Genomic DNA, 11,908 nt, shown 5'->3' on the forward strand with positions numbered 1-11,908 from the left:
CGCCGAGCGCGCTCCGCGAGCGGAGGTAGAGCACGCCGGCTCCGACGAGGACGACGAGGGCGAGCGCGATGAGCGCGGTCGTCGTCGGGAACGGGTCGTCACCCGGGGCGGGTGTCTCCGAGTCGGTCGGGGTCGCCGTCGCCGTTGCCGTCGTTCCCGGACCGCCCGCGCCGCGTCCGAGGACGACGTTCGGCTCGCCCGAGACGAACTCGGTCTGAGAGCCGCGCCAGATGACCGTGTGTTCGCGCGTCTCGTCGCCCGCGGGTTCGACGGTCGTCGCGCCGTACTCGTCGGGCCACGAGAGGATGAGCCGGGAGCTACTGTCGAGGAAGAAGCCCTCGATGGCGTCGCCGACGACGAGGCGGTCACCGTCGACCGCCGCGAAGTTGGACCACTCGAAGGAGTAGGAGACGACGCCGAAGCTATCGGGGAGCGACCGCGTCTCCGCCGAGACCGAGACGTTCGTCGCGTTCATCTCCCGGCCGGTGGCGTTCTCGGCGGCCCCGACGGTCGAGGCGATGCGCTCCGCGAACGCCGAGGTGTAGTCGTCCGGGTTGGCCCGCACGTCGTCTCGGAGCGACTGGAAGGCCTCGGTCGTGTTCTCGTCGTCGAGCCGGGTCCAGTACTGAATCTCCCAGCGGGCGTCGCCGCTCTCGGAGACCTCGACGACGATTCGCGTGCTGTCCGGTTCGACGCCCTGCTGGACGAGTGGTTCGACGCCCGGACCGCTCGCGGAGCCCTCCTGTGCGGCCGCGGTCGGCGCGACCACGGCGAGCACACAGAGGGCGGCACACAGGACTGCAAAGACAGCGTCTCGTGTCGCCATTGACCGTTCGTGCGAGCGCACGCAGAAAAAGTGACGCGGTTCTTCCCGCCGTTCAGTCCGCCCAGCGTCTGACGAGCGGCAGACGGGCGCGGACGACGGCGTTCGCCGCGGCCACGGCCTCATCGGCGTCGGCGCGGGTGACGCCGTCGCCGTACTTGGCGCGCTCGTAGAGTCGGCCGACCTGTCGGGTCCGCTCGTCCACGCCGACGCGGGAGAGCGAATCGAGGTACGCCCTGACCGTCTCGCCGGGGCGACGCGGGCGGTAGTCGCGTTCGAGGGCGAGTTCGAGGCGGTCGTACGCCCGGAACACGTCGTCTGCGGGCGAGTCGGTGCGCCGCTGATACGCCGCGGTCGCAAAGCGGAGGTGCGCCGGGAGCCGGGTCCGCCTGACGCCAGCCACGACGCCGAGGAGGCCGACGAGACCGACGAAAACCGTCTCCCGCGACGGCATCTCGGGGACGAGTCCGTCGTCCTCGTCGTCTGCTGTCGCGCCGTCGCCGGTCGGCGTGATGCCGAGGCGCTCGTCGATGTTGGGACCCGGCGCGCTGCTGTCGACGGGCGTCGAGTTCGTCTCGGTCCCGTTTTCCGTCGGCGTCTCGGTGTCGTTCGCGGTCGTCGTGGGCTGTTCGGTCTCGTTGGACTCGACGTTCGTCTCGTTGGTATCGACGTCCGGTCGACCCTCGTTTCGGGCGTCGCTGAGGGTGGTCGACTCCGCGTCCTGCCGGGGACCGGCGGGCGTCGGGTCGAAGCGGACCCAGCCGGTGTCCTCGAAGTAGACTTCGACCCACGCGTGGGAGTCGAGCCCGCGGACGACGTAGCGGTCGCCGTCGACGCGCTCGCCGGTCGTGTAGCCGGTGACGAAGCGCGCGGGGACGCCCTCCGAGCGGAGCAGCACCACCATCGTCGAGGCGTAGTAGGTGCAGTAGCCGGCGTCCATCTCGAAGAGGAACGACTCGGCGATGTCGCCGTCGGGGCGGGACACGCGGAGCGAGTACTCCTTGTTGGCTTCGAGCCACTCCTCGACCGCGACGGCCTTGTCGTAGGGTGCCTCCGCGTCGCCCGTTATCTCGGCGGCGCGGTCGCGGACGCGGTCGGAGGTGCTGTCGGGGAGCGCGAGATACCGCTCGCGAATCTCGTCGGGGTAGTCGGTGCCCGTCCGCCGGAGCGACGCGGCGGTGTACTGCGGGACGGCGCTCGTGACGTTGTAGGTCTCGCCGATTTCGACGGCTCGGTCGGGCCGGAGGTTCCCCTGTTGGGTGACGAGCGTCTCGTTTTCGATGGCTCCGGAGACGGCGACGGGCCGCCACGCCGCGGGCATCGAGTCGAGCGGCGTCGCCGGGGTGACGGTCTGGCGGACCAGCCGCGACGGCCCCTCGGGGCCGGCCAACCGGCCGCCTTCGTAGTCGCGGGTGTCGCCGGTCCTGACCCAGCCGTCGCCGGTGTAGCGGTCGAACGTCGCCGTCTGCCAGTAGTCCGGCGAGGTGCTCTGGACCTCGAAGCGGACCTGCGGCGAGAGGCTGATGCTCCCGACGATGGAGATGCGGTCGTCCGCGCTCACGAGACTGGCCTCGACGGTCGGCTGCTCGGCCACGCCCTCGTCGGGGATGACCGGCGACCCGCCCGCGCCGGGGAGGACCGTGACGGTGGCCGAGAGGACGACCATCGCGGCGAGGACGACCGTCAGCACGTCGAGTTGGCCGCCGGCGCTCCCGAAGCGGTCGATGCCGTCGAAGCCGACCGCGGCCATGCCCGCGCCGACGCCGAGGAGCGTGAGCGTCCCCGTCGCGTCGGTGGTGAGGACGAACAGGCCGAGACCGCTCCCGGCGACTGCGACGGCCGGCGCGATTCGCCCGCGGACGGCGAGATACCACGCAAGGAACACCGGGCCGGGCGTCACCGCGAGCGCCCACACGTCGGCCGACAGGAGTCGGAGCGCCGAGAGGCCGCTGAGGAGCGCGAACGTGTCGGCAAGCAGGCGCTCCGGCGAGAGCAACGCGACCTGGCTCTCGGGGAGCGCGAGGAAGTACGCCGCGAAACCGCCGCCGGCGATGAGGACCGCGAGGCCGAGTGCGTATCTGGGGCGGAGCGTCCAGCCCACGACGGTCGCGAGCGCGAGCGTCCCCGCGGCGAGGAGAACGAACTGGTCGCGGCGACCCACGACGTTCGTGATGTCGTAGACGACCGCGAGGAACGTGCCGATGAGGACCAGCGAGGCCGCCGTCGCGAGGAGGTTGGCGGGGACGCCGAAGACGGTGGTCGTCGCGGATGACGACGCCGACCCCGACGCTGACGCCGGCGCGCTCGCAGCCGAGCGCGACGAGTCCGAGCCGCGCCGGTTCGTGTCGGTGCTCATCGCGGCACCTCCGGGCGCAGTAGACTTGACTTCACGCCGACACCCCCGAGTCGGTACTGCGGGTGCCGGCGGGACTCGCCGCGCGTCGGGGCGATGAATCCGCCGCGTCACGCTCGGCGTGCAGGCGGTCGAACGTCGTCTCGCGCCCGCCGAGCGCGACGCGGGTCTTTCCGGCGTCGCCGCTGACGACGACCTCGGCGGTCTCGTCGGGGACCGACCCCGAACGGAGCCGCGAGAGGTGGACGAGAATGCGCCGGCGGTCGCCGGGCGTCGCCTCGACGACTCCCGCGGGCGAGGTGAGGTGGACCGGAACGCCGGCGTCGAGGAGCGCACAGCAGAGCGTCGCGGCCGCCTCGGCCGCATCGTCTTCGTGACCGTCCGTCGCGCCGGCCGAGACGCGCACCGCGTCGGCCGTGACCCGGTCGTCGTAGGCTTTCACCACGAGATCGCCGGACTTGGCGCTCGACTTCCAGTGGATGTCGCGGAGCGGGTCGCCGGGAACGTACTCGCGAAGGCGGTCGAACTCGGCGCGCTCGTTGGTGCGACCCGCGTCCGCGAGCGCCGAAAGGTCTCGTCGGGCCGCCGCTCCGAGCGACCGGACCCGCGGGAAGACGAGCACCTCGGTCGTCCCGCCGGCGGTGAACGACTTCGAGAACAGCCCGAGGATGTCGCGGGCGACGACGGTCGTCGGACCGAGCGTCGCGGGGCCGCGACCGCGGTAGGTCACCTCGTAGTCGATGCGGCCGTCGCCGACGACCGAATCGACCGCGGTGTCGCCGTCGAGACCGGGCGAGAGCGCGTCGGTCGTGGTCGCCGGAAACGGCCTGTCGGCGTCGAGGTCGAGCGAGACGGTGCGCGTTTCGCCGGGGAAACCGTCGTCGGGTGCGACGCGCTCGACGCGGGGCGGCGAGACGCGCCAGACCTGCACCGCGCCGACGACGAGGCCGACGGTGACCGGGACGACGACGGCGTTGAGCGCCCGCGGGCCGTAGGCGACGGCGTTGGCGACGCCGACGACCACGACCGCGACGGCGACCCAGCCGCGGAGGGTGAGCCTCATCGGTTTCACTCGACCGGAACGGTATCGAGCGCCCGCTCGACCACGTCGCGGCCGGAGCGCTCGTCGGTCGTCCGGACGCGGTGAGCCCAGACGCTCCGCACCTCGCGTTGCACGTCGTCGGGGACGACGTAGTCGCGGGCGTCGAGGGCAGCGCGGGCCTGCGCGGCGCGGACGAGTGCGATAGAACCGCGGGGACTCACGCCGAGGTCGGCGCGTGCTCTGGTGTCGGCGGCGAGCCGAGAGACGTAGCGCCGGACCGGCTCGCTCACCGTCACGTCGAGGATGCGCTCGCGGGCGTCGCGCACGTCACCGGCCGACGCGACGGGTTCGAGCGACTCGATGGGATGGTGGCCCGAGACGCGGCCGAGCAGTTCCGTCTCCTCGGCCTCGTTGGGGTAGCCGAGGTGAATCTTCTTCATGAACCGGTCGAGTTCGGCCAGCGGGAGGTCGTACGTCCGGTCCGGTTCCACGTCGTTCTGCGTGGCGATGACGGTGAAGGGGTCGGGGACGCGTCGGGTGACGCCGTCGACCGTGACCTGCAGTTCTTCCATGACTTCGAGGAGCGCGGCCTGCGTCTTCGGCGGCGCGCGGTTGATTTCGTCGCCGAGGACGACGTTCCCGAAGACCGGTCCCTCGCGGAACTCGAACTCGCTGGTCTGTTGGTTGAACACGTTCACGCCCGTCACGTCCGACGGGAGGAGGTCGGGCGTGAACTGGATGCGCTCGAACTCTCCCTCTATCGAGGTGGCGATGGCGCGGGCGAGCATCGTCTTGCCGACGCCCGGCACGTCTTCCAAGAGGAGGTGGCCGCGGGCGAACAGCGCCACGATGATGTCTTCGATGGCGTCGTGGTGGCCGACGATGACCCGTTCGACGTTCTCGGAGATTCGTGTCGCGAGATCCGACACCGCCTCGACCGAGAGCGCGGGGTCGAAGTCGGCGTCTGCATGTGCATCAGTCATTGATATCCCGGATTTCCCACCGACCGTGCCGCGGGGCGGCGGGACTCTGTGTGTTAGTATTGCCTCAGTCTACCTAACCTTGCTGGGTGTGTGCACGAACCAGTCCGGGCGGTGGTTCGGGTGAGCGGCCGCCGACCGCGTCGTTCCCGGCCGTTTTTATTGCTCGGCCGCCCGCCTTGTGGGTATGAACGCGGACGCCCAGCGGGAGGCGGTGTACGGCGCGCCGCCGGAGATGCTGGAAGTGCGAGACGACCTGACGCCGATGCTCTCGCAGTACGCCGACCTCTGCGAGGAACACGACGACGCGGTCGTGCTGTTTCAGGTCGGCGACTTCTACGAGGCGTTCTGCGGCGCGGCGGAGGCCGTCGCCCGCACCTGCGAGGTGACGCTGACCCAGCGCGAGGACTCCACCGGGACGTGGCCGATGGCCGGCATTCCCATCGACAACGCCGCGGGCTACCTCGAACGCCTGCTCGACGCCGGCTACCGGGTCGCGCTCGCGGAGCAGGTCGAAGACGCCGAGGAGGCGTCCGGCCTCGTTGACCGCGCCGTCACCCAACTTATCACGCCCGGCACCGTCGTCGACGAGGAACTACTCGACGCCGGGCGGGCGACCTATCTCGGCGCGGTCGCCCGAGGTGGCGGCGACGGCGGGAGCAGCGACAGCGACGCCGAGGGCGACACCGACACCTACGGACTCGCCGTCGTGGACGTTTCGACCGGCGAGTGCCTCGTCACCGGGGCCGACCGCGCGCTGGCGCTCGAAGAACTGGAGCGCCTCGCGCCCGCCGAACTCGTCGTCGGCCCCGACTGCGGCCTCCCGGACCTCTCGTTCGACCCGATGGAGACGCCGTTCGAACCGGACGCGTTCGACGCCGACGCCGCCCGCGAGACGCTGTCGGCCTACGCGCCCCAGCCGGACGCCGTGGTCGAATCGGACGCCGAACTCCGGGCGGTCGGCGCGGCGCTCGCCTACGCCGAGTACGCCCAGGGCGACTCGCAACTGGCGTACGTCACCCGCGTCACGCGGTTCGACCCCCGCGAGTTCCTCCAACTCGACGCGACGGCCATCCGGAGCCTCGAACTGTTCGAGTCACGGAGCGCCGCGCGGGGAGCACGCTGTTTTCGGTCCTCGACGAGACGGCCTGCGCGCTCGGCCGACGCCGACTGGAGGCGTGGCTCCGCCGCCCGCTCGTCGACCGCGACCGAATCGAGGCCCGACTGGACGCCGTGGGCGCCCTCTGCGACGACGCACTCGCCCGCGCCGACCTCCGAGAGCACCTCTCGTCGGTGTACGACCTCGAACGGCTGGTCGCCCGCGTCTCCCGCGAGCGCGCCGACGCCCGCGACCTGCGCTCCCTGAAGACGACGCTCGACCGGGTTCCGAAGCTCCGCGAGGCGCTCGCCGGAACCGATTCCGCCCTCCTCGCGGAGCTCCGCGACTCGCTGGACGAACTCGAAGACGTGCGCGACCTCGTCGGCGACGCGGTCGTCTCCGACCCGCCGCAGGAGATTACCGACGGCGGCGTCATCGCCGACGGCTTCGACGCGAAGTTAGACGACATCCGCGGCACCGCCGAGGCGGGGCGCGAGTGGGTGTCGAACCTCGAAGCCCGCGAGCAGGAGCGCACCGGCATCGACTCGCTGGAAGTCGGCTACAATCAGGTCCACGGCTACTACATCGAGGTGACGAACCCGAACCTCGACCGCGTCCCCGACGACTACCAGCGCCGCCAGACGCTGAAGAACTCGGAGCGGTTCTACACGCCCGAACTGAAGGAGCGCGAGGACGAGATTCTCCGCGCCTCGGACCGCGCCGACGCCCTCGAATACGACCTGTTCTGTGAGGTGCGCGCCGACGTGGCGACCGAGTCGGCCCGGATTCAGGCCGTCGCCGACGCGCTCGCCGACCTCGACGTGCTCCGAACGCTCGCGGACGTTGCGGTCGCGAACGACTACGCCCGCCCCGAGTTCCACGCGGGCGACGAGACCGGCGGCATCCGAATCGACGGCGGCAGACACCCCGTCGTGGAGCGCGCACAGGACGAGTTCGTCCCGAACCCCGCCGACCTCCCGCGGGGGAGCGTCGCCCTCGTCACCGGCCCCAACATGTCCGGCAAATCGACGTACATGCGGCAGGTCGCGCTCGTCTGCGTCCTCGCACAGGTCGGGAGTTTCGTCCCCGCGAAATCGGCCCGACTGCCGGTCCTCGACCGCGTGTTCACCCGCATCGGCGCGTCCGACGACATTGCGGGCGGCCAGTCCACGTTCATGCGCGAGATGAGCGAACTGACCGAAATCCTCCACAACGCCACCGGCGACTCCCTCGTCCTCCTCGACGAGGTCGGCCGGGGGACCTCCACCGCCGACGGCCTCGCCATCGCCCGCGCGGCCACCGAGTTCCTCCACGACGAGGTCGGCGCGACGACGCTGTTTGCGACCCACTACCACGACCTCACCGACGCGGCCGACGACCGCGAGGGCGTGTTCAACCTTCACTTCACCGCCGCGCGGCGCGACGGCGAGGTCACGTTCCTCCACAGCGTCGCCGACGGCCCCTCGTCGTCGTCCTACGGGGTCGAAGTGGCGCAGTTGGCTGGCGTGCCGGCGAGCGTGGTGGCACGCGCTCGGGACCTCGTGGATGAGACCGACGCCGGAATCGCGGACGACGCCGACGCAGACGGCGTCGCCGCCGCGAACGGCGAAGCCGATGAAACTGCCGAAGACGGCACGCTGGCCGCCTACGTCGATGGGTTGGAGAACGGCCACGGGAAGAGCGAGCGCCAGAACCAGGGGACCGCGGCAAACGCGCCAACCGCGACGACCGCGACGAACGCAACGGCCGCGGCGGCCGAACCGACCCCCGAACTCGAAGCCGTCGCCGAGGCGCTCCGCGAGGCCGACCTCGCGGACACCACGCCGCTGGAGGCGCTGAACCTCCTGTCTGACCTCAAAGGAACGCTCGAATGATTCGCCGACTCGACCCGGAGACGCGCTCGAAAATCGCCGCCGGCGAGGTCGTCGCTCGGCCCGCGAGCGTCGTGATCGAACTGGTCGAAAACGCCCTTGACGCCGGCGCTGAGACCGTCGAAATCGAGGTCGGCGGCGACGGGACCGAGCGAATCCGCGTCGCCGACGACGGTCGCGGGATGGCCGAGGCCGACGCCGCGCTCGCGGTCGAGCGACACACGACGAGCAAACTCTCGGCGGCCGGCGACCTCGAAACCGTCGAGACGCTCGGCTTCCGGGGCGAGGCGCTGCCGAGCATCGCCGCGGCCGCCGCCCACCTCGAACTGACGACGAACGACGGCGGCCCGCGCGGAACTCGAGTCGTCGTTGACGGCGGCGAGCAGGTGACGGGCGGCGAACACGGAAAGACCGTTTCGCCGGCGGGTCGAGCGCGTGGGACGACCGTCGAAGTGACCGGCCTGTTTTCCGACCGGCCGGCGCGGAAGAAGTCGCTCGCCTCGCCGAAAGCCGAGTTCGCCCGCGTCTCGGCGGTCGTCACCCGCTACGCGCTCACGCGGCCGGACGTGCGGTTCGTCCTGCGACACGACGGCCGGGAGACGCTCACGACGCCCGGTACCGACCGCTTCGCCGACGCGCTCTTGGCGGTGTACGGCCGCGACGCCGCGAGCCACGCCTCGACGTTCGACGCGTCGCGGGAGGTCTCGGCCGCCGGCGAGACGGCCACGGTCGAAGTCGACGGCGCGCTCTGTCACCCCGAAGTGACGCGCTCCCGACGCGACCACGTCCACGTCTCGGTCAACGGCCGCGCCCTCGCCGAACCGCGGCTTCGCCGGGCGGTCGCCGACGGCTATGGGACGCTCCTGCCCGACGGGCGCGAACCGGTCGGCGTCGTCCGACTCCGCCTGCCGCCCGCGTGGGTCGACCATAACGTCCACCCCGCGAAGGACGAGGTGGGATTCAGAGACGCCGACGCGGTCGCCGAGGCGGTCGAGGCGAGCGTCCGCGACGCGCTCTCGACGGCCGACCTCCGCCGGAGCGGCGAGGTGGCGATGGACCTCGATAGCTCGCTCGCGCCCGTCGAGGCCGCGTCGGTGTTCGACGACCTCCGCGTCATCGGGCGCTTCCGCGGTCTGTACCTGCTCTGTGAGGCCGACGACGAACTCCTCGTCGTCGACCAGCACGCGGCCCACGAGCGCATCAACTACGAGCGACTCCGCGAGGCCGTCGAGTCGGCGGGTATCGACGCCGTCTCCGTCGACCCGCCGGCGACCGTCTCGCTGTCGCCAACCGACGCGGCGCTCCTCGACGCGAACCGCGACCTCGTGGAGCAACTGGGCTTCCGCGTCGCCGAGTTCGGCGGCGGGAGCGGGTCCGGAACCTACCGCGTCGAAACCGTGCCCGCGCCGCTCGGCCGGCCGTTCGCCCCGGACGCCTCGCGGACGTGGTGGCCGACGTCGCCACCGGCGACGACGCCGACCCGCGGACGGCGCTGCTCAAAGACCTCGCGTGCCATCCGTCGATAAAAGCCGGCGACGACCTCGGAGACGACGAGGCCGCGCGGTTAGTCGAGCGACTCGGCTCGTGCGAGACGCCCTACACCTGCCCGCACGGTCGGCCGACGGTGCTCGCCATCGACGAGAAGACGTTCGTCCGCGGCTTCGGCCGGCGAAGCGGTCGGCTCGGGTAGGGCTCGGGTAGGGCTCGGGGGAGGCCTCAGCGGGAGCAACGTTGCCGAGCCACCCCGACGGAGTCGTTCGAAGTGGCGCGGTGGCTCGGACAGAAATAGTTACCAGATAGCGACTAGCGTTGCGCGCCCGGCCGCTACCAGTCCTTACAGTCCAAACAGACGTACTCGTCGCCGTCGAGCCACCGCTTTTGCACCGACTCGCCGCACCGGGGGCACGCCGCGGCCTCGGGTGTCCACCGATAGGTAGCGAGTGTGCTCACGTCGCGGTCGTCGGTATCGTTGGCATCGGTGTCGCCGGCATCGGGTGAGTCGTCAACATCGTCGGCAGGAGTCGGGTCCGAAGCTGATTCGGCATCCGAAGTTGATTCGGTGTCCGAGGTTGTCTCGGCGTCCGTAGCCGCGGCGTCGTCGCCGCCGGCGAAGTCGTCGAGCGAGCGGTTCGGCATGACTCAGCGTCCGCGGGCGCGGTCCTTATCGGTGCCGACCGAGCGGCGTGGTGGACGGCCGCCGCGAACCGCGGGGCGAGGCGAGTTTTACCGGTCGCGTGAGCGCCGTGCGAAACCCACACAATCAATACCCCCGACTCCCGAGAGTCGCGCATGGCAACACTCACGGACTTCGTCATCGCGCTCCTCACGAGCGTCCTCGAACTGGTGGTGACCTTCGCCGACGTGGCGCTGAGCGACCCGCTTTCCACGGTGAGTTTCCTCTTCGGCAACATCTTCATCCTCCTCGCCGTCGGCGCGTTCGCCTACGTCACCCTCGGCGCAATCGGCGCGGAACTCGGACTTATCGGCGTCGGTTCGTCGACCGGTAAGCCGCCGCAGCGAGAGTAATCGCTTCTTCGAGGTCGGGTCCGATCGGCGACCCGACCACAACGCCGTCAGCGTGTTCGAGCACCGCGTCCATCTGATCGGCAACGTCGTCCGGCGTGCCGGCCATCGAGAAGGCGTCTATCATCGCCGGCGTGACGAGGCCGAACGCCTCGGAGAACGCGCCGGCTGAAATCTTCTCGCCGATGTCGCTCGCGCGGTCGGCGTCGATGCCGTGTCTGTCGAGGACCGGCGGGGCCGCCCCCGCGGCGATGAACGCGACCGGCGGGCGGGCGGCCTCGCGGGCCGCGTCCGCGTCCTCCGAGACGGAGACGCTGGCGTAGGCGGCGAGGGTGAACTCGCCGCGCGAGTCGGGGCGGTCCTCGACGCCGATATCGACCTGTTCTCTGGCCCACGCGAGGTCGTCGGGGTGCGAGCCGTTGAACAGCAGGCCGTCCGCGTGCTTGCCGGCCATGCGACACATGTGTGGGCCCTCGCCGCCGACGTACACCGGCACCTCGCCGGGCACGTCGAAGTTGAGGCCGGCGTCGGTCGCCTCGAAGGTGCCGTCGTGGGTAACGCGCTCGCCGTCCCAGAGCTGCTGTGCGACTTTGAACGCCTCCAAGACGGACCGGAGGCCGCGCTCGTCTTCGAGGCCGAGGTTGCGGAGCGTTGAGGGGTCGCCGGGGCCGATACCGAGGAGGCCGCGGCCGCCCGAGGCCTCGGCGACGGTGGCCACCTTGCCGGCGAGCGTCACGGGATGTAGCTCGTAGGGGTTGGCGACGCCGGGGCCGAGGCGGATGTCGTCGGTCTCGGCCGCGAGTCGCGCGAGGACCGCGAAGGGGTCGCGGTTGTTGTAGTGGCACGAGACGAACAGGGAGTCGTAGCCCTCGCGTTCCGCCTGCGTGCCCAGTTCGACGAGATCGTCGACCGGATGTTCCGGGGTGAGTTCGAGTCCGAGCATGGTGTGAGCGTGGAATGGTGAAGCGAGTCGTCAGGGGTCGTAGCGCCACTCGCGGAGCGCCTGTCGTACGAAGTCGCCGTCGATGTCGCGGAAGTGGGCGTCGCTTTCGCCGTGGTCGCCCCACTCGAAGTTGCGGACGACGACGACGGGCGTGCCGCCGTCGCCCTCGCCCTGCACGAGGTTCGCGGCCGCGGCGAGTTCGTCCACGACGCTCTCGACGGTGACGCCGAGTTCGCGGCCGTCACGGTCGGCCTCGCCGCGCCAGCGCGCGAGG

At 71.0% G+C, this 11,908-nt stretch carries 7 protein-coding genes and 3 pseudogenes; 3 read left to right on the forward strand and 7 right to left on the reverse strand.

The window, feature by feature from the left end:
• From NKF06_RS17095 to NKF06_RS17110, 4 genes and pseudogenes are all read right to left on the reverse strand, one after another.
• Positions 1 to 826 (reverse strand): annotated as a pseudogene (locus NKF06_RS17095) (hypothetical protein); the annotation flags it as partial.
• 52 nt (positions 827 to 878) lie between these two features.
• Positions 879 to 3,179 carry a transglutaminase domain-containing protein gene (locus NKF06_RS17100; protein ID WP_253246091.1) on the reverse strand — a complete coding sequence of 767 codons (2,301 nt, stop codon included), beginning with the start codon at positions 3,177 to 3,179 and terminating at the stop codon, positions 879 to 881.
• A gap of 31 nt (positions 3,180 to 3,210) precedes the next feature.
• Complete coding sequence (locus tag NKF06_RS17105) at positions 3,211 to 4,239, reverse strand: DUF58 domain-containing protein (RefSeq protein ID WP_253246092.1); 1,029 nt, start codon at positions 4,237 to 4,239, stop codon at positions 3,211 to 3,213.
• Positions 4,240 to 4,244: 5 nt separating this feature from the next.
• Entirely contained in the window at positions 4,245 to 5,201 is a 957-nt protein-coding gene (locus tag NKF06_RS17110) for an AAA family ATPase (protein WP_253246093.1), read from the reverse strand.
• A 184-nt stretch (positions 5,202 to 5,385) separates the two neighbouring features.
• Here NKF06_RS17110 and mutS point away from each other — a divergent pair.
• Together mutS and mutL are read left to right on the forward strand one after the other, a co-directional pair.
• Positions 5,386 to 8,171 (forward strand): annotated as a pseudogene (mutS, locus tag NKF06_RS17115) (DNA mismatch repair protein MutS).
• Positions 8,168 to 9,858: pseudogene (gene mutL, locus NKF06_RS17120) on the forward strand (DNA mismatch repair endonuclease MutL). The pseudogenes mutS and mutL overlap by 4 nt, the downstream one beginning before the upstream one ends.
• Positions 9,859 to 9,992: 134 nt before the next feature.
• On the opposite strand, the gene NKF06_RS17125 reads toward mutL, so the two are convergent.
• Positions 9,993 to 10,304, reverse strand: a complete 312-nt coding sequence (locus NKF06_RS17125) for a hypothetical protein (protein WP_253246094.1) — start codon at positions 10,302 to 10,304, stop codon at positions 9,993 to 9,995.
• Positions 10,305 to 10,457: 153 nt separating this feature from the next.
• Here NKF06_RS17125 and NKF06_RS17130 point away from each other — a divergent pair, with 153 nt between their 5' ends.
• Positions 10,458 to 10,694, forward strand: a complete 237-nt coding sequence (locus tag NKF06_RS17130) for a hypothetical protein (protein WP_253246095.1) — start codon at positions 10,458 to 10,460, stop codon at positions 10,692 to 10,694.
• Here NKF06_RS17130 and NKF06_RS17135 read toward each other — a convergent pair.
• Both NKF06_RS17135 and NKF06_RS17140 read right to left on the reverse strand, forming a co-directional pair.
• Positions 10,648 to 11,634, reverse strand: coding sequence for a 5,10-methylenetetrahydromethanopterin reductase (locus NKF06_RS17135; protein ID WP_253246096.1), 987 nt, complete (start codon positions 11,632 to 11,634; stop codon positions 10,648 to 10,650). The two genes, NKF06_RS17130 and NKF06_RS17135, sit on opposite strands and share 47 nt — an antisense overlap.
• A 30-nt stretch (positions 11,635 to 11,664) precedes the next feature.
• On the reverse strand, positions 11,665 to 11,908 hold a 244-nt coding region (locus NKF06_RS17140; RefSeq protein WP_253246097.1), incomplete at its 5' end, for a coenzyme F420-0:L-glutamate ligase.

Origin of the sequence: Haloferax sp. AB510, from assembly GCF_024136985.1 — an archaeon.
Lineage (GTDB): Archaea > Halobacteriota > Halobacteria > Halobacteriales > Haloferacaceae > Haloferax.